The 18,504-nt window shown below is 72.0% G+C and carries 14 protein-coding genes; 7 read left to right on the top strand and 7 right to left on the bottom strand.

What is annotated here, in order from left to right; translation table 11 throughout:
• Window positions 1–124 precede the first annotated feature (124 nt).
• Window positions 125–1,018 carry a helix-turn-helix transcriptional regulator gene (locus WBN91_RS05885; protein ID WP_337722343.1) on the top strand — a complete coding sequence of 298 codons (894 nt, stop codon included), beginning with the start codon at window positions 125–127 and terminating at the stop codon, window positions 1,016–1,018.
• Window positions 1,019–1,140: 122 nt separating this feature from the next.
• Here WBN91_RS05885 and WBN91_RS05880 read toward each other — a convergent pair whose 3' ends face one another.
• From WBN91_RS05880 to WBN91_RS05865, 4 genes are all read right to left on the bottom strand, one after another.
• Window positions 1,141–1,974 (bottom strand): hypothetical protein, encoded by an 834-nt coding sequence (locus WBN91_RS05880; RefSeq protein ID WP_337722344.1) that lies wholly within the window; start codon window positions 1,972–1,974, stop codon window positions 1,141–1,143.
• Complete coding sequence (locus WBN91_RS05875; protein ID WP_337722345.1) at window positions 1,971–3,641, bottom strand: FAD-dependent oxidoreductase; 1,671 nt, start codon at window positions 3,639–3,641, stop codon at window positions 1,971–1,973. Before WBN91_RS05875 ends, WBN91_RS05880 begins: the two co-directional genes overlap by 4 nt.
• A 73-nt stretch (window positions 3,642–3,714) precedes the next feature.
• Complete coding sequence (locus WBN91_RS05870; protein WP_337722346.1) at window positions 3,715–4,899, bottom strand: MFS transporter; 1,185 nt, start codon at window positions 4,897–4,899, stop codon at window positions 3,715–3,717.
• A gap of 100 nt (window positions 4,900–4,999) precedes the next feature.
• Window positions 5,000–5,761: an SDR family NAD(P)-dependent oxidoreductase gene (locus WBN91_RS05865; protein ID WP_337722347.1), complete on the bottom strand. Its 762-nt coding sequence runs from the start codon at window positions 5,759–5,761 to the stop codon at window positions 5,000–5,002.
• A 179-nt stretch (window positions 5,762–5,940) separates the two neighbouring features.
• Between WBN91_RS05865 and WBN91_RS05860 the strand changes: the two genes are divergently transcribed.
• Genes WBN91_RS05860 through WBN91_RS05845 form a run of 4 tightly spaced genes read left to right on the top strand, consistent with a single transcriptional unit; the run spans window position 5,941 to window position 9,553 of the window.
• Window positions 5,941–7,392 (top strand): MFS transporter, encoded by a 1,452-nt coding sequence (locus tag WBN91_RS05860; RefSeq protein WP_337722348.1) that lies wholly within the window; start codon window positions 5,941–5,943, stop codon window positions 7,390–7,392.
• Window positions 7,389–8,165 carry an alpha/beta hydrolase gene (locus WBN91_RS05855; protein ID WP_337722349.1) on the top strand — a complete coding sequence of 259 codons (777 nt, stop codon included), beginning with the start codon at window positions 7,389–7,391 and terminating at the stop codon, window positions 8,163–8,165. The genes WBN91_RS05860 and WBN91_RS05855 overlap by 4 nt, the downstream gene beginning before the upstream one ends.
• Window positions 8,162–8,653, top strand: coding sequence for a hypothetical protein (locus WBN91_RS05850; RefSeq protein ID WP_337722350.1), 492 nt, complete (start codon window positions 8,162–8,164; stop codon window positions 8,651–8,653). Before WBN91_RS05855 ends, WBN91_RS05850 begins: the two co-directional genes overlap by 4 nt.
• Window positions 8,654–8,659: 6 nt before the next feature.
• Window positions 8,660–9,553: an MsnO8 family LLM class oxidoreductase gene (locus WBN91_RS05845; RefSeq protein ID WP_337722351.1), complete on the top strand. Its 894-nt coding sequence runs from the start codon at window positions 8,660–8,662 to the stop codon at window positions 9,551–9,553.
• 98 nt (window positions 9,554–9,651) lie between these two features.
• On the opposite strand, the gene WBN91_RS05840 is transcribed toward WBN91_RS05845, so the two are convergent.
• The 3 genes from WBN91_RS05840 to WBN91_RS05830 form a co-directional block, all read right to left on the bottom strand.
• Window positions 9,652–10,659, bottom strand: a complete 1,008-nt coding sequence (locus WBN91_RS05840) for an SMP-30/gluconolactonase/LRE family protein (protein ID WP_337722352.1) — start codon at window positions 10,657–10,659, stop codon at window positions 9,652–9,654.
• A gap of 31 nt (window positions 10,660–10,690) precedes the next feature.
• On the bottom strand, window positions 10,691–12,796 hold the full coding sequence (locus WBN91_RS05835; RefSeq protein ID WP_337722353.1) for a PQQ-dependent sugar dehydrogenase: 2,106 nt from the start codon (window positions 12,794–12,796) through the stop codon (window positions 10,691–10,693).
• Window positions 12,797–13,151: 355 nt separating this feature from the next.
• On the bottom strand, window positions 13,152–14,663 hold the full coding sequence (locus WBN91_RS05830; RefSeq protein WP_337722354.1) for an ankyrin repeat domain-containing protein: 1,512 nt from the start codon (window positions 14,661–14,663) through the stop codon (window positions 13,152–13,154).
• Between the two features lie 212 nt (window positions 14,664–14,875).
• Between WBN91_RS05830 and WBN91_RS05825 the strand changes: the two genes are divergently transcribed.
• Complete coding sequence (locus WBN91_RS05825) at window positions 14,876–15,685, top strand: phosphotransferase family protein (protein ID WP_337722355.1); 810 nt, start codon at window positions 14,876–14,878, stop codon at window positions 15,683–15,685.
• Window positions 15,686–15,830: 145 nt separating this feature from the next.
• Window positions 15,831–18,401 (top strand): rifamycin-inactivating phosphotransferase, encoded by a 2,571-nt coding sequence (gene rph, locus WBN91_RS05820; RefSeq protein ID WP_337722356.1) that lies wholly within the window; start codon window positions 15,831–15,833, stop codon window positions 18,399–18,401.
• Window positions 18,402–18,504: the final 103 nt, after the last annotated feature.

Below are 18,504 nucleotides of genomic sequence, written 5' to 3'. Positions count from 1 at the left end.
TCCTCGACAGTTGCACGCGTCGCTATTCGCGGGAATGAAAGGGAGAAAAGGCGGGCGAGGGTGGCACTGACAGGGTCAGGTTCGGGCCGCCCCGAACGGGCCGGTGTGCGGGACAATGGCCGGCATGGACACGGAGTTGGGTGACTTCCTGCGCTCCCGCCGCGCCGCGCTGCGGCCGGAGGACCTGGGGCTGGCCTCCTACGGCAGCCGGCGCGTGCCCGGACTGCGGCGCGAGGAGTTGGCGCAGCTCGCCGGGGTCAGCGTGACCTACTACACCCGCCTGGAGCAGGGGCAGAGCCAGAACGTGTCGGACAACGTGCTCGACGCCATCGCCCGCGCCCTGCGGCTGACCGAGGACGAGGCCGCCCACCTGCGCGACCTGGCCAAACCTATCCGCCGCAAGCGCGCGAGCCCCGCGCGGGCCGAGGCGGTGCGCCCGTCGACCGCGCAGCTGATCGCCGCGATGGAGGGCGTGGCGGCGGTGGCGATGGACCGCCGCAGCGACGTGCTGGCCTGGAACACCCTGGGCCACCAGCTGCTCGCGCCGCACTACGCCGCGGACAGCCCGAAGTCCAGCGCCGAGCGCCCCAACCTGACCAGGATGCTGTTCCTGGACCCGGCCACCCGCGACCTGTACGTCAACTGGGAGGAGGAGGCCAAGCGCTCGGTGGCCTCGCTGCGCCTGGTCGCGGGCCGCCACCCCGACGACCGCCACCTGGCCGAGCTGATCGGCGAGCTGTGCATGAACAGCCAGTTCTTCGCGGCGCTGTGGTCGCGCCACCCGGTGCTCAACTGCACGTACGGGGTGAAGTACTTCGCCCACCCGCAGGTGGGGCACCTGGAGTTGCAGTTCGAGGTCGTGCAGCTGCCCGACGACTCCGCGCACCGCATCCTGCTCTACAGCGCGGAGGCGGGGACTTCGGCGGAGGCCGCGTTGCGCCTGCTGGGCCGGGGCGCGGCGGAGGAGGGCGCGGTGCCGATCCCGCGCGTGGTCGAGCGCTCCCACCGCGACCGCTGACTCTCGCGACCGCTGAGGTGCGGTGACCGCTGACCTCCGCGACCGCTGACCCGCCACGATCGCTGACGTGCTGCCACGAGGCCCGGCGGTTCCTCTTCGGAACGGCCGGGCCTCGTGCCGTGTCACGCGCCCGCGGCGCGTCGCCGGTGGTCCAACTGCGTGGCCAGCTCGGCCCACCCGTCGGAGTACTCGGCGGCCAGCGCGGCCACGAGGTCGTCGCAGTGCGCGGGCAGGGTCTCCGCCAGGTGCCGCCAGTCACCGACGGTGGCGTGGGCGACCAGCAGGGTCAGCAGTTGCCGCCCGGCCTGCGCCCCGCGCAGGGACGGGTCGTGGCGCAGGACGGCGAGCGCGGCCCGGCTGTCGGAGGCGCGGCCCTCGGGGAACCGGCCCTCGGAAGCCCGGCCTTCGGGGGCTCTGCCGGAGGGAGCTCTGCCGGAAGGGGTCCTGCTGGAAGGGGTCCTGCTGGAACGGGCGCTGCCGGAGGTGGTCGCGCTGTCGGGGATCGGGGTGGGCCGCACCGCCCTCGCGGGCTTGCGGCCCGTTCTGCCCCGCGACGGCACGATCTCCTCACCGCGCCACAGCCGCGTCCGCACGTCGCGCGCGGTGCCGACGGAGATCCCGGCAGCCCGCGCCACCTCCCGCAGCGTCGCGCCGGGGTGCCGGGTCAGGTAGTCCGCCGCCGCCTCCCGGCCGTCCGCGCAGCTCACCGGCCTGATCCGCCCGTCACGGCCGATCCGGGCCGCGGCGGGCGCCCCCGCGCGGACCCGGACCGCCGCGACCGTGCCGGTGGACAGGCCCGTCGCCGCGGCCACGCTGCGGTCCGACAGCTCCGGGCAGGACCGCAGCATCTGCTCGGCCCGGGCGATCCGGTCGGCGAAGGCGAGGGGCGTCCCGTCCTCGTGGTACGGCTCGGCGGTCGAGGACGGGACGCCCGCCGAGCCCTGGACCCCGATCACTTCGGCGCGATGGACATCGAGTGGCGGAAGTAGTCCGTGGGGTCGTAGCGCCGCTTGACCTCACGCAGCCTGGGGAGGTTGCCCTTGAAGTAGAGCTCCTCCCAGGACACCCCCGAGCGGTTGTGCGCCGGGTCCGCCATGTCGTTGTCCGGGTAGTTGATGTAGCAGCCGTCGGCCTGGGTGTCCGGCACGGGCACACCGCCGGTCGCGGCGAAGAACTCCGAGTACAGGCCGCGCAGCCACCCCAGGTAGAACTCGTCGTCCTCGGGCCGTTCCCAGAAGGTCTGGAAGCACATCTTGTAGGTCGACCGGCGCTGGGCGTTGGCGGTGGCGTCGGGCGCCACCGCGTTGACCCGGCCGCCGGAGGAGAACAGCACCAGCATGGTGTCCGGGTTCGTGAAGTCCGGGCGGGTCATGTAGTCGTAGAGCGTGGTGATCTGCTCGGGCGTGAACGCGGCGAGCATGTACGCGGACTTGTGCGCGCCGCGCGAGGTGGGGTTGGTGATGGTCGGGTTGTTCGTGCCGACCAGCCGGGTGGCCTGCAACCACGGCAGCTCGCGGGGCACCTCGTAGCCGGGCAGCGGCCCGATCTCGCCGATCGACCGGCTCGCCGAGCGCGGTGTCACGCCCACGCCGGCGGTGATCGCGGCCAGGTAGTCGGCCAGCAGCTGCCGGGCGCCCGGCACGGTGGCGTCGACCTGGGTGAACATGCCCAGTCCGCCGTGCGCCTTGGCGCTGACGTTGAACAGGCTGCTCAGGTGCACGAACGGCGAGTCCGGCGCGGAGTTGGCCAGGTGCCAGGAGTCGAAGTTGGAGATCAGCCGGGCGAAGGACGTCCGGTCCATCTCGTCCCAGGGGAACTCGATGGCGCTGACGAGCACCTTCGACGGCGGGCTGACCAACTGGTCGCTCGGCCGGGTGCCGCGGGCGTCGGGCGAGCGGAACCAGTAGCGGGTGATCAGGCCGAAGCTGCCGCCGCCACCGCCGGTGTGCGCCCACCACAGGTCGCGGTGCGGGTCGTCGGGTTCGCGGGTGGCCACGACGCGGCGGACCCGGCGGTCGCGGTCGACCACGACGACCTCGACGGCGTACAGGTGGTCCACGGTGAGGCCGTGCGCCCGGGACAGCAGGCCGTAGCCGCCGCCGGAGATGTGGCCCGCGACGCCGACGCTGTAGCAGATGCCGCCGGGGATGGTGACGTTCCAGTTCTTGAACAGCGCCTCGTAGACGTTCATCAGGCGCGCGCCCGCCTCGACGACGAAGGCGCGCCGCACCGGGTCGTAGCCGACGCCGGTCATGGGGGAGACGTCGAGGATGACCTCGGTCGCGGGGTGGCAGACGAAGTCGGCGAAGCAGTGGCCGCCGCCGCGCAGCGACACCCGCTTGCCCGCGGCGACGGCGTCGCGCACGGCCCGCTCGGCGTCCTCGGGCGAGGTGATCAGCCGCACGTAGTCCGGGTTGGCCACGTAGCGTTGGTTGTTGCCCGTCCGCAGTTCCGCGTAGCGGGGGTCGTCGGCCCGGATGGTGGGCCCGGCGGGCGTCGGCGCGGCCTCCGGCGACGGAGTCGCGTGCGACGTGCCGGGAGCGGCTGCCACGGCTCCGGCGCCCAGAGCGGCGGCAGCCCCGACTAATAAGGAGCGGCGGGAGGTGTGCGTGTTCCCCAGCATCGATTCTCATTTCTTCGACAATGGTGCGGGTGAATTCCCCTGGTCCCACCTTCACGCGAGGTGGTGTTGTTCGTCAACGTTCAACGCGTAACGCTTGCGTTTCGTAAATTTCGACCATGCGTCGTTTGTCGATCACGCCGGAAAGCACCGCGGAACCGAGTCCGGCGACGGCCAGGGCGGCGCCTATTACATTCGGCGTCGCATATCCGCCGCCGGCGTCGAGGGCCAGCCCGCTCAGCCACGCGCCCAGCGCGTTGCCCAGGTTGAACGCGGCGATGTTCGCCGCCGACGCCAGCGCCGGGGCGCCCTCGGCGGTGCGCATCACCCTCATCTGCAACGCCGGGACGGTGGCGAACCCGGTGACGCCCAGCAGGAAGACCGTCACCGGGGCCAGTACGGGCGACGACGCCGTGAACGCGAAAGCCAGCAGCACCAACGCCAACAGCGCCAGGACCGCGTACGTGGTGGGCATCAGCGCCCGGTCGGCGGCCCGGCCGCCCAGGTAGTTGCCCGCGCACAGCCCCGCGCCGAACGCCACCAGCAGCCACGCCACCGCGCTCGGGCCGAACCCGGCCAGGTTGGTCATCATCGGCGCGAGGTAGGTGAACGACGCGAACACGCCCGCGAACCCCAGCGTCGTCGTCAGCAGCGACAACCACACCAGCGGCCGGGCGAACACGGCCAGTTCGCCGCGCAGGCCCGCGGTCGGCCGCGGCTGCCGCGGCACCAGCGCCGCGACGCCGACCAGGCCCACCACGCCCAGCGCGCTCACCGCCCAGAACGTCGAGCGCCAGCCGTGCGCCTGGCCGAGGAACGCGCCCAGCGGCACGCCCAGCACGGTGGCCAGGGTGAGGCCGGAGAACATCAGCGCGATGGCGCCCGCCTGCCGCTCCGGCCGGACCAGCGCGGCGGCCACCACCGACCCGATCCCGAAGAACGCGCCGTGGCAGAGCGCCGCCACCGCGCGCCCCACCATCAGCAAGGCGTAGTCGTCGGCCACCGCGCACAGCACGTTGCCCAGGACGAAGACACCCATGAGCGCCAACAACATCACCTTGCGCGGCAGGCGCGACCCCAGTGCGGTCATCAGCGGCGCGCCGACCACGACGCTGAGCGCGTAGCCGGAGACCAGCAGGCCGGCCGCCGGGATCGACACACCCAGGTCCCCGGCGACGTCGGGCAGCAGGCCGACGATCACGAACTCGGTCGTGCCGATGCCGAACGCGCCGATGGCGAGCGCGAGCAGAGCTGCGGACATGACGCTTCCCCCAACGTGTGCGACTGCGAGCGGGGGTCGACGGCGACCACCGAGAGACCCGGCGCGGCCGGTGCCCGCCGGGAGCGAGGGGCGGGAGTGGTCAGAGCTGGCGCAGCGCGCCGCCGTCGATCGCCCACTCCGCGCCGGTCACCTGGCTCGCCATCGGCGAGAGCAGGTAGGCGATCACGTGCGCGACCTCGTCGGCGTCGCCGACCCGGCCGGTGGGCAGGCCGCGCACCTCGCGCACGAAGTGCGTCACGGCCTCCTCGACCGGCAGCCCGAACCGCTCGGCCAGCTTCTCCGCGAAACCGCCGGGGCGGTCCCACAGCCACGTCCGCGTCGGACCCGGCGAGACCACGTTGGACCGCACGCCCCGCCCGCCGAACTCGGCGGCCAGCGACTTCGACACCGACAGCACGGCGGTCTTGGCCGCGGCGTAGTCGACCATCGGGTAGTCGGGGAACCGCGCCGCCTCGCTGGCCACGTGCACCAGCGCGCCGCCGTGCTCGACCAGCGCCGGCAGGGCGGCCCGGCTGAAGCGCACCAGCGAGTGCAGGTTGAGCTCGAAGGTCGCCGCCCAGTCCTCGTCGGTGACCGCGAGGAACCCGTCCCGGGGCGTCACCCCACCAGCGTTGTTGACCAGGCCGTCCAACCGCCCGTGCCGGGCCAGCACCTCCGCCACCGCGGCCGGCGCCGCCGCCGGGTCGGTCACGTCGAGGGCGAGGTCGCCCTCCCGCTCCGGCTTGCGCGACAGGCCCACCGCGGTCGCGCCCTCCGCTTCGAGGACCCGCACGGTCGCCTCCCCGATGCCCGCGGACGCGCCGGTCACCAGGAACACCTTCCCACCAAGACGCAGGTCCATTCCCCAGGTCCTCCAGTTCGCCGAGCGGACCCGTTCATGGTCGCCGGGCGCTCGCCGGCTCCGCCTGTCCCCAGCAGTGCTACCCACGCCAGTGGTCGGCAGACCAGGGTTCTGGTTGACCTCGGCGCGCGCGGACATCGTGGGTTCCCCACACCACACCGCGCGAAGGGACAACCGCGATGGCGACAGTCGAGAACACCGAGGGACCGGCGGTCGGGACGCCGCCCGCCGCCCAGCGGATGGGCGCGCGCCAGTGGCTGATCCTGGTCGTCCTGCTCACCGCCAGCTTCACCCTGGCGGTGGACTTCTCCATCCTCAACGTGGCGCTGCCCGCGATCGGGGCCGACGTCGGCTTCTCCCTGGAGAACCTCCAGTGGATCGCCACGTCGTTCGCGCTGTGCGCGGCCGGCTTCACCCTGCTGTTCGGGCGGGTCGCCGACCTGTTCGGCCGCCGCCGGCTGTTCCTGGCGGGCATGGCGCTGCTCGGCGTCGCGTCGCTGGCGGGCGGCCTGGCCCAGGACCCGGCGCTGCTGCTCATCGCCCGCGTCGCCCAGGGCCTGGCCACCGCCGCGGTCACCCCGGCCGCGCTGTCCCTGCTGACCACCTCGTTCCCCGAGGGCAGGCTGCGGGACCGGGCGCTGGGCCTCAACGGCGCGCTGATGGCCGCCGGGTTCACCACCGGCGCCATCCTCGGCGGCCTGCTGACCGACCTGCTCAGCTGGCGGTGGGCGTTCCTGATCAACGTGCCGGTCGCCGTGCTCGTGCTGGTCGTCGCGCCGATCGTGCTGACCGAGAGCCGTCCGCAGGGGCGGGTCACGCTGGACCTGCCGGGCGCCCTCACGGTCACCCTGGGCCTGCTGGCCATCGTGTTCGGGTTGACGCAGGCCGGCGAGCACGGCTGGACCCACCCGGTCGCGCTGGTCGCGCTGGCGGTGGGCGTCCTCCTGCTGCTGGTGTTCTGGGCGGTGGAGAAGCGCGTCGCGCAGCCGCTGGTGCCGGTGTCGATCCTGGGGCGCCGCAGCGTCGGCTGGGGCAACTTCGCGGGTCTGCTGGCGTTCATCACCGAGACCTCGCTGGTGTTCCTGCTGACCCTCTACCTCCAGAAGGTGCTGGGCTTCACGCCGCTGGCGGCCGGGTTGTCCTTCGCCGTCCTGGGCGTCGGCACGGTGCTGGGCGGCGTGGTCGCGCCCAAGGTCATCGGCAAGCTCGGGTCCCGCAACGCGATCGTCGCCGGGTTCGTCTTCCAGGCCGCCTCGACGCTGCCCCTGGTGCTGCTGGGTCCCTCGTCGGGGTGGATGCCGCTGCTGCTGGTGCTCACCTTCACCGGCGGCGTGGCCAACCTGATCGCGATCGTCGGCTTCATGGTCACGGCGACCTCCGGGCTGCCCGACGGCGAGCAGGGCCTGGCCACCGGCCTGGCCACGATGAGCCAGCAGGTCGGCATCGCGATGGGCATCCCGATCATGAGCGCCATCGCCGCCGCCCGGGTCAACGCGCTGGGCGGGGAGACCCCGGCCACCGTGCTCAGCGGTGTCACCACGGCCATCTGGGTCAACGCCGGGCTGTGCGTGCTGGCCGCCGCGCTGGTCGTGGCGTTCCTGCCGACGCGCGCGACCGGGCAGGCGTCGTGACCGCTCACACCGCCGCGGTGTGGGGCGACGCGGTCGCCGCGGGCCGGCCGGTCCGGCTGTTCCGCCCCGCCGGGGGCGGCCGGGGCACCCTGGTCTGGGCGCACGGCGGCAGCTGGACCGGCGGCTCGGTCGCCGGGTGGCACGAGCCGTGCGCCGACGTGGCCGCGCTGGGCGGCTGGACCGTGGTCAGCGTCGGCTACCGCACCGCACCCGTCCACCCGCACCCGGCCGCGCTGACCGACGTGGCCGCGGTGGTCGAGTGGGCCACCGAGCGCGGCGGCGGACCGGTGGCCGTCGGCGGGGACAGCGCGGGCGCGACCATCGCCACCAGCGTGGCGCTGGCCCTGCGCGGCCGGCCGCACGCGCCGGTCGCGCAACTGCTGGCCTACCCGCCGCTGGACCCGGAGTGCCTGTCGCCCACCTACGCGCGCGACGAGTTCCCCAACCGCGCCGACCTGCGCTCGTCCTGGCGGGCCTACCTGGGGCCGACCCCCTTGCTCGACCCGCCCGCGACCCCTTGGCACACCGACGACCTGTCCGGCCTGCCGCTGACGGTCCTGTTGGTGGGCGACGCCGATCCCGTGGTCGGCGACGTGCGCGCCTACGCCGCCCGGCTCACCGCGGCCGGCGTGCCGACCCGGCTGCACGAGTTCACGCACATGGGGCACGGGGAGTTCCTGCGCTCCGGCGGCAGCAGGCTGCGCGCGGCACTCGGCCGGACCTTAAAGGACCTCCCTGGGCAAGACACCACCCCGACCGAGGAGCTGAAGTGACCCCCGCTCACCACCACGCGCTGCTGCGGCACTTCGCCGACCTGCGCGACGGCAACCACGGCGACGGCGCGGTGACCAGGCAGGAGAAGGAACGCCTGTTCGCCGCCACGGTGGACCTGCTCGACCCGGTCGCCCGGCGCGTCCTGGCCGACCTGGACGCCGAACTCCTGCTGGGCACCGGCACCGTGGCCGCCACCGGCCTGGTCGGCTCCGTCGACGGCGGGCTCCAGGCCCTGTGGACGCTGTCGTGGCCCGAGCAGGTCGCCGCCGGCGTGGCGCCGGTCGTCCTGCGCGCCCACTACGGCACCGGTTTCCACCACCCGCACCTGAGCGGCGGCACGGTCGGCGAGTGGCCGCTCAACGTGTTCGACGCCGCCCAGGCCGAGGCCGAGGCGCCGACGCTGCGCGCCATCGTGTCGGCCGACCTGCACAACCTGGTGTTCCAGGCCGACTACCGGATCGTGCCGGCCACCCTGGCGGGGAGGTAGCGCCCGGTGCTGCTGTCGGTCCTCGACCAGTCCCCGGTGCCCGAGGGCGGCACCCCCGCGCAGGCGCTGCGCGCCACCGTCGACCTCGCGATCGCCGCGGAAGCGCTGGGCTACCACCGGTTCTGGGTGGCCGAGCACCACGGCACGGCGGCCTTCGCCGGCAGCGCGCCGGAGATCACCGCGAGCGCGGTGCTGGCGGTCACGACGTCGATGCGCGTGGGCAGCGGGGGAGTGCTGCTGCCCCGCTACGCGCCCGCGAAGGTCGCCGAGGTGTTCTCGATCCTGGGCGCCCTGCACCCCGGTCGGGTGGACCTGGGCGTGGGTCGAGCCGGCGGCCCGGCCCACGACTTCCCCGAGAAACTGGTGGAACTGCTGGCCCGCCTGCCCGCCGGGCCGCCGCTGTGGCTGCTGGGCGCCAGCACCGGCTCGGCCGCGCTGGCGGCGGAACTGGGCACCGCCTACTGCTTCGCGCACTTCCTCAACCCCGGCCCCGGTGTCGCGGCGATGACGCGCTACCGGGAGACCGCCCGCCGCCGCGGCGCGCTCGCCGTGCGGGTGCTCGTCGCGGACACCGAGGCCGAGGCGCGGCGGCTGTCCCGGGCGTTGCTGCTGTGGCGCGCCCGCCGCGACCTCGGCCACGACGAGCCGATCCCCGACCCGGACCGGGCGGCCGGGCACGAGTGGTCCGCGGCGGAACGGGACCGCGCCGCCGTCGGAGTCAACGCACTGGTCAGCGGCACCCCCGAGCAGGTGCGCGCCCGGCTGCTGGACCTGGCCGACCGGCACGGGGTGGACGAACTGGTGGTCAACACCCTGACCCACGCCCCGGCCGACCGCCTGCGGTCCTACCGGTTGCTCGCCCAAGCCCTGGCCGACGCGCCCGCTGTCACCGCCGGCTGACGCGCGGCCCCCATGCCGGCCACGACGACGTCCCCCGGGCGTGGCCGGGAAAGCCCGTCCGAGCAGAGCATTCGCCTGCTCGGACGGGCTTTCGCGTATCAGTAGGGATTCCCCGGCACGTTCAGGCGCACCTGGTAGAGGCCGAACGAGCCGAACGTCCCCGACGTGATGTACAGCGTCCGACCGTCCGGGCCGCCGAACGCCGCGTTGGTGATGTTGCGCCCGGCGGAGATGGTGCCCAGCCGGGTCCCGGTCGGGGAGAAGACGTGCACGAGACCGTCCTCATAGGACGCCCAGTACAGGTTGCCCGCGCAGTCGATGGTCGCGCCGTCGGGCGTCCGGATGCTCGCGAAAGTGGTCCGGTTGCTGGTGGAGCCGTCCGGGGCCACGGTGTACTTCACGATGGAGTTGCTGCCGCCCACGTAGAGCGTCTTGCCGTCAGGGGACAGGACGATGCCGTTGGGCTGGGACAGGGTGCTGTCGACGAGGGTGACCACGCCGTCGCGGACGCGGAACACGTTGGTCCGGCCGCCTTGTTCGTCGGCTCGGTTGCCGCGTTGGTAGTTGGGGTCGGTGAAGTAGACGGTGCCGTCCTGGCCGATGGTGAGGTCGTTGGGGGAGTTGAACGCGCGGCCGAGGTAGTTGGCCGCGATGGTGGTGCGGGTGCGGTCGGTCATGCTGTAAGCGGAGACCGTGCGGTTGTCGTGGGTGGCGGCGAGCAGTCGGGAGCCGTCCGGGGTGATGGCGAGGCCGTTGCTGCCGGAGTTGGCGATGAACGTGTCGAACGTGGCCGGCGGGGTGAACCGGAGCACCGACGACGGTTGCACGCCCTGGGGACCGGAGGCGTATTGCATGTGGGACAACAACAACGTGCCCGTCCGCTGGTCCCACGTGGGGCCTTCGAGGAACGTGTACCCGCCTCGGATCAGCTGGGACGTGACTGCGCTGGTCGGCAACGGCGGCCCGTAGGTCGCGCCGGGGACGCATGGCGACGCCAGTGCGGAAGGGGTCGAAGCGCCGGCCGCCGCGGGCACCACAGCGCCCGCGATGGCGATCACCACGGCCGTGAGCGCGCGACGGTAACGCCGTGTCGTGCGGTGAGTCATGGGGATTTCCTCTCCTGATCGCGAAGCCGGGTCAACGTCCGAGCTCGACCTTGAGGATGCTTTCGTTGCTGTTGTCGGGGATGCTGTCCTTGTCGCCACGCGTGCTGGTGGTCAGCCACAGGCCACCGTCCGCGGAAGGTTCCACGGTGCGCAGCCGCCCGTAGGTGCCGACGAGGTACTGCTGGACGTTGGTCAGGCTCTCGCCGGAGATCTCCGCCCGGTACAGCCGTGCGCCACGCAGGCAGGCGATGTAGAGCGCGTCGCGGACGACGGTGATGCCGCTGCACGAGGCCTCGGCGACGGGGTAAGTGCGTTTGGGCGCGATGAAACCGGGCTCGCTGCAACTGCCCGTGGTGCCCTCGCACGCGGGCCAGCCGTAGTTGCCGCCGCGCACGATCAGGTTCGTCTCGTCCATGACGGAGTTGCCGAACTCCTGCTCCCACAACCGGCCCTGCGAGTCGAAGGCCAGGCCCTGCGGGTTGCGGTGGCCGTAGCTCCAGACCGAGGTGCCGAACGGGTTGTCGGAGGGCACGCTGCCGTCGCGGTTGATGCGCAGGACTTTGCCCGCGAGGTTGGCGCGGTCTTGTGCCCATGCGCTGTTCTGTCCGTCGCCGGTGGCGATGTAGAGCTTGCCGTCCGGGCCGAAGCGCAGCCGGCCGCCGTTGTGGTACTTGTTGCGCGGGATGCCGGTGAGCAGGACTTGGGGCGTGCCGGTGAGCGCGCCGCCGGTGTAGCGGATGCGCACCACCCGGTTGTCAGTCGAGCTGGTGTGCATGACGTAGACCCACGGGTCGGCCGTGAAGTCGGACGCCAGCGCGATGCCCAGGACGCCGCCCTCGCCGTCCGTCCCGGCTGCGTTCGGCACGCGCCCGACGACGGTCTTCGTGCCGGTGGCGGGGTCGAGGCGGACCAGTTCGAAGGTGTCGCGGCGGCCGAAGAGCACCTGTCCGTCCGGCAGGGTGGTCAGGCCCCAGGGCAGGTCGGTCTCCGTGGTGACCCTGGTGACCGTGCACAGCGCCGTGGCGCAGGAACTGCCCGTGGTGACCGCGACGGCCGTGCTCGGCGTGGACCGGTTGCCCTGCGCGTCCCGCGCCCGCACCCGGTACTCATAGCGGGTGTTCGCGGCCAGGCCGCTGTCGGTGAACGACGTCGTGCCGCTGGTGGAGCCGACCTGGACGCCGTCACGCAGGACCTCGTAGCCGGTGACGCCGATGTTATCCGTCGACGCCGACCACGCGACCGCGACCGAGGTGCCCGACGCCGTCGCCGTGACGCCGGTGGGGGTGCTGGGCGGGGTGGTGTCGGCTTGGCACTGCGGGACGGTGATGGTGACCGTGGCACTGGCCTGGGAGACGTTGCCCGCGGCGTCGCGCGCGTTGACGTACAGGCCCCAGGTGGCGCCCGGCGAGACCGTCAGGTTCGCCGACAGCGCGGTGCCCGGCACCGAGGTCATGAGCTGCCCGTCGTGGTAGATGTCGTAGAACGCCACCCCGACGTTGTCCGTGGACGCCGACCACGAGAACGTCACCCCGGTGCACGTCAGGTTCGAGGTGCGGGGGTTTGCGGGTGCGGTGGGCGGCGTGGTGTCCGTGCTCCCGAGCTTGACCATCTGCCACTGCTGGCTGGCCGCACCCGTGTCGGACAGCTGGACGACCTGCGCCCCGTCCGCGGTGGAGGAGTAGAGGACGTCCACGGCCTTGCCGCTGGCGCGGTTGAGCAGGCGCACGTAGCCGCCTGCGGAGTCAGCCAATCGGAACTGTTGACCGGCGGTGTTGGCGTCCGTGGTCTGCACGAGCCCGGCGCGGTCGGCGGTGGACGGGAAGCTCAGCACCTTGTTGCTGTGCTTGGACTTGATCCGGTAGTAGCCACCGCCGGAGTCCACGAACTGCCACTGCTGCCAGGCGCCGTCGTTGCGGGTGTACTGGGTGATCCGCGCACCTTCCGCGGTACTGCGCCCGTACACGTCCAACACTTTGCCGCTGTTGCGGTTGACCAGCACGTAGGTGGCCGTCGTGTCCACGGTGGCAGCCGACGCGCCGGGCAACGGCAAGACGACACCAAGAACCGACAACACCACCACCCACACCGCTCGGCGTCGCGCGCGGGTGTTTCTCCTGGTCGCGAGGGAATCTCGCATGTTTTCCTCTCTCGGAATGCAAGGTCAATCGCCTTGTTGACAACCCGCGGCGGGCGCAATGCCGCGTCGATGGCGGTCGACGTGCACCGAAAGGGCGTGATCGGGAAGTGCTCCTAGACGCGACAGGAGGAGACGGCGTCGGGTCTGCGGCAGAACGGGAACGACGAGGGTGTTCCAAGCGCACACGAATCCACGTCTCGCCTCCTCGCGAGCAGGGTGCGTTGCCGCCGCCGCGCAGCGCTGGGCCGCACGGCTGGGAGCGTTCCCACCGGCACGGTAGCGCGAGCCGTTCACCGCAGACAAGAGCCCTTGATCAGGCCGCTCGGCGCGGCCGGGGCCACCGCCGGCGTTTCGCTCACCCGTCGTGCGTCGGCCGCAGCAGGTCGGCGGTGGTGGACTGGTCGAAGTGCCGCGCCCAGTCGTACGGGGTCGCGTCGAAGCGCTGGTCGCGGAGCTTGGGGTCGGCACCCAGGTCCAGCAGGCGACGGGTCAGCTCGACGTCGCCGGCCATCGCGCTGTGGTGCAGCGCGGTCTCCCACGGCTCTTCGACCGGTGCGTCGCCGCGTCCGTAGGCGTTGACGTCGAAACCGAGTTCCGCCAACAGCACCACGGCCTCGACGGAGATCCGCGCCGCCGCCCACACGATGAGCCCGGGACGACTGCGGCGGGCTTCGGCCACGGCGTCGGGGTGCTCGGCGCGGACCTCGTCCAGTGCGGCCCGGTCGCCCCGCAACGCCGCCGCGATCAGGTCGCGGACCGGGTCGGGACCGGGCGGCTCGGCGCCGTGGGCGAGGAGGTGGTCGGTGATCTCCGCGTCACCGTTGAGCTGGGCCAGCTCGACCGGAGTCCGGCCGTCACCGGGGCTCCACGCGGGTCCGTCGCCGTCGAAAGGGGAGCGGATGTCGACACCGTGCTCGACGAGCAGCCGGACGCGGGCGGGTTGGTGGTGCTCGACCGCCCACCGGAGCTGGGTGCGCAGCAGCCGCGCGGGCGGGTCCAGCTCCGGGATCCGCCTGCGCCACGGTCCGCCGTGGCCGGTGCCGAGACCGTGGGCGAACAGCAGTTCCAGGTGCGAGTCGTCCGGCTCGAACATCCTGTTGTAGAGCGTCTGGGCGTCGTTGGGATCGGCGCCCGCGTCCAGCAGCAGCCGGCCCAGCGCCGACCAGTGCGGGTGGCTGGGTTGGCGGTGCCGGCCCAGCTCGCCGTGCCCGAACACGCCGGTCAGCAGCGTGAACGGCGAAGGCAGGCCGTCGAAGAGGTAGCCGTCGTTCGGATCCGCGCCGGCGTCGAGCAGCAGCCGGGCGACGGCGAGCACGCGGTCTGCCGGCACCGCCAAGTCGAAGCGCGAGTAGACGAGGTAGAACAGCGGTCGCCACCCGAACGGGCCACCGCGTCGCCCGGCCAGTCCCGGCTGCTCCGCCAGCAACCGACCGACGTCCTCCGGACGGGCAGCCGCCGCGGCGGCCCAGATGTCCCGGCTGGTCAGGTCGGGGTGCTCGGCGAGGAGCCGCCGGGCCGCCGCCCAGCGCTCCGGCCCGTCCTCGCGGGTGTAGGTCAGGCAGGCCAACCGGCAGAACTCCTCCGCCGGCCCGGCCACGGGTGCCTGCACAAGCCGGGTCTCCCAGCCGTGCTCGGCGACCGTCCCCAGGTACCGCACCAACCGGGGCCAACTCGCGAACCCGTACTCCCGAGCCACGACCAGTTGCGCCGCGCTCAACCGGAACTCGCCGCTCGGCACACCGGGGTGGTGCCGGGCCACGCGTGCGATCGCCTCGGGATCACCGCCCCGCACGGCTCGCTGCAAGTCGCGGGCCTGTCGGCGGAACCTGCCGAGGTCGGGACGTTCGGGCATGCCAAGGGTGGGCACAACGGCCTCCTCTCGTGTGCCTGATGTCCGCTCGGTCAGGCCGAAAGGAGAGCGTTGGTGTCACGCGCCGCACTCACCAGGTGGGCTGAGCCCATTCCCGCGGACCGGTGGCTCCCTGGCAGCCACGCCCACCCTACTCCGACCATGCACGACCGCGCGTCCCGCGGAAAACCGGTGGCGGTGGGCAAGGCCGTTGCGCCAGGTTCGGTCGGGTGCTTGTCGATCCTCACGCAATCGTGGCCGGGCACGGTCTGCCCACCGGCCCCGTCACCCTGCACGTCGACCGACCGACCCGACTGGTCGCCCGGGTGGGTGATTTCGCGGTGAAAGCCGACGCGGAGCCTCTCGCGTTCCGGCAGGAGCAGGCGGCGGTAGCGCGCCTGGCCGCTGCCGGGGTGCCGGTCTCGGAAGTCGTCGCCGCCTCCGACGCCGCCCCGTCGCACCTGGTGCTGCGCTGGGTGGAGGGCGAGGCGTTGTCGGCAGCCAGTTCACCGGCGGCGCAGCGAGAGGCCGGGCGGTTGCTGCGGCGGGTGCACTCACTGCCCGAGACCAGGCCGGACACCATCGGCACGTGGATGACGAACTGGACCACGTGGCTACTGGCCCGGCTGGGCGAGTTCACCGGCTTCCCGGCGCGGCGGGCCGACGAGATCCGGGACTGGTGCGCCCGCCTCCAACCGCTGATGACCGGCCACGGCACGCTGACCCTGCTGGACGGCCGCCCCGACCACTTCCTGGTGCGGGGTGACCGGATCGCCGGGCTGATCGACGTGCATGACCTCAGCGCCGGCGATCCCGCGATGGACCTGGCCGTGTTCGCCGTCGCCGACGAAGACCTCCTACCAGCAGTCCTGGAGGGGTACGCGCCGACACCGGCCGAAGCGGAGGCTTTCGACCGCCTGATCCCGTTCTACGTGCTGCTGCGCCGACTCGCGGCGGCCGAGTGGGAGCGCGAGCACGGCAACCCCGCCCGCACGCCGATCTTTCTGGAACAAGCAGCCCGGACGCCGATACCCCGCTGACCCCGCCGCTTCAGAAGACGACAAAGGCGAGGAACCCTCTCCTCGCCATGTCCAACATATAGCACACAGGGGGTCTTGTGGCAAGAGCCCGTTAGCGGGGCACAATCTCCAGCCGCAGCCATTGATGACGGGGGAAGGCAACACAGTGGGTAGTTACGTGCTCGGTCTCCAGGAGATCGACCGTTCACAGATCGCGATCGTCGGCGGCAAGGGGGCGCACCTGGGGGAGTTGGCGCGGATCGACGGGATCCGCGTGCCGGCCGGGTTCTGCGTGACCACGGACGCGTTCCGGCGGGTGTTGGCGGACGTGCCGTCGATCGACGAGCGCCTGAACGACCTCGACGTCGACGACCGGGACGCCATCCGCGGGCGCAGCGCGGAGATCCGGCGCACCATCGAAGAAGCAGGCGTCCCCGACGACGTGGCCGCCGAGATCCTCGCCGTGCTCGACGAAACCCCGTACGCGGTCCGGTCGAGCGCGACGGCGGAGGACCTGCCGGGAGCCTCCTTCGCAGGCCAACAAGACACCTACCTCAACGTGGTAGGGCGAGAAGCGGTCCTCGAACACATCAGCCGCTGCTGGGCCTCCCTGTTCACCGAGCGCGCGGTGACCTACCGGCTGCGCAACGGTTTCGACCACCGGAAGGTCCACATGGCCGTGGTCGTGCAGCGGATGGTGTTCCCGCACGCGGCCGGGGTCCTGTTCACGGCCGACCCCGTGACGTCGAACCGGAAGGTCGCCTCCGTGGAGGCCTCCTTCGGCCTCGGCGAGGCTCTGGTGTCGGGGCTGGTGAACCCGGACCGCTACCAGGTCCGCGACGGCGAGATCATCGACAAGGCGGTCGCCACCAAGGCGCTCGCCATCAACGCCCAGGCGACCGGCGGCGTCCGGGAACAAGCACCCGAGAACCCGGAGCAGCCGGCGCTGACGGACGACCAGGTGCTCCGGCTCGTCGAGCTGGGCCGCCGGATCGAGGCCCATTTCGGCCGGCCGCAGGACATCGAGTGGTGCCTGGCGGACGGCGACTTCCACATCGTCCAAAGTCGACCGATCACCACGCTGTACCCCGTCCCGGACAACCCGGACGGGCAGAACCACGTCTACGTCTCGACCGGCCACCAGCAGATGATGACCGACGCCATGAAGCCGCTCGGGCTGTCGGTGTGGCAGTTGACGACCCCGCGCCCGATGGCCGTGGTGGGCGGACGGCTGTTCGCGGACGTCACCGGCATGCTGGCCAACCCCGTGAGCCGGGCCGGGCTCCTCGACGTGGTGGGGAAGTCCGACCCGCTGATCGCCGACGCCCTGCGGACCGTCGTCGAGCGCGAAGGCTTCCTCCCTCCACCGGACGACGAGCCCGCCCGAACGATCCCCGGCGCCGCCCCGGCCACGGTCGAGACCGACCCGGCCATCGTCGCCGACCTGATCCGCCGCGCGGAAGCCTCCATCGCCACCCTGAAGGAGGACATCACCACCAAGTCCGGGACCGAGCTCCTGGACTTCATCGAGGCGGACATCCCGGAACTGCGCCGAATCCTGTTCGCACCGCACAGCATCGACGTCATCATGGCCGCGATGCAGGCGACGTGGTGGCTCAACGAACACCTCCACGAGTGGCTGGGGGAGAGGAGCGCCGCCGACACACTCTCCCTGTCCGCGCCCAACAACGTCACCTCGGAGATGGGCCTGGCCCTGCTCGACGTCGCCGACGCCATCCGCCCACACCCGGAGGTTGTGGCCTACCTGCGCGATGCCCAGGACGACGACTTCCTAGACCGCCTAACCGACCTCAACGGCGGACGCGAAGCACACGACGCCATCACCGCGTACCTGGACAAGTACGGGATGCGCTGCGTCGGCGAGATCGACATCACCCGACCGCGGTGGAGCGAAAAGCCCACCATGCTCCTGCCCATGCTCCTGTCCAACATCAAGAACGCCAAGCCAGGCGAGGCCAGCCGACGCTTCGAGCAGGGCCGGCAGGAGGCGGCGCAGAAGGAACAGGAAGTCCTGGAACGGCTACGCGCCCTGCCCGACGGCGACCGCAAGGCCGAGGAGACCAAGCAGAAGATCGACCTGGTCCGGACGTTCATCGGCTACCGCGAGTTCCCGAAGTACGGCATGATCAGCCGCTACTTCGTCTACAAGCAGGCACTCCTAGCCGAAGCGGAACGCTTGGTGCACAAGGGCTTGCTGTCCGACAAGGAAGACATCTTCTACCTAACCTTCCAGGAACTCCGCGACGTCCTACGCACCACCCAGGTCGACAACGCCCTCATCAGCCAACGCAAGGAAGACTTCCTTTCATACGAGGCACTCACCCCACCCCGCGTCCTCACCTCAGACGGCGAGTCCGTAACCGGCCAATACCGCCGCGACGACCTCCCGGCCGGCGCACTGGTCGGCCTACCGGTCTCCGGCGGCACCATCGAGGGCCGGGCACGCGTAATCCTGGACATGACCGAAGCCGACCTGGAACCCGGCGACATCCTGGTCACAGCACACACCGACCCCAGCTGGTCCCCTCTGTTCGTCGCGATCGAGGGCCTGGTGACGGAGGTCGGCGGCCTCATGACCCACGGCGCGGTAGTCGCCCGCGAATACGGCCTACCCGCCGTAGTCGGCGTCGAACACGCCACCCGCACAATCCGAGACGGCCAACGCATCCGCGTAAACGGCACCGACGGCTACATCGAAGTCCTCCCCGAAAACTGACCGGTACATCCTGACGACCCCACCCAGCCTGACCGTGTGGGGACGGCGGCAACCACCGTCCCCACACCCCGGTCACGTGATCGCAGGCTCAGCCGCTTGGTCA

Origin of the sequence: Saccharothrix sp. CCNWYY140, assembly GCF_037401995.1 — a bacterium.
Lineage (GTDB): Bacteria > Actinomycetota > Actinomycetes > Mycobacteriales > Pseudonocardiaceae > Actinosynnema.
Note: the sequence above shows the minus strand (reverse complement) of the source record. Positions and strands in the feature narration are given on the sequence as shown.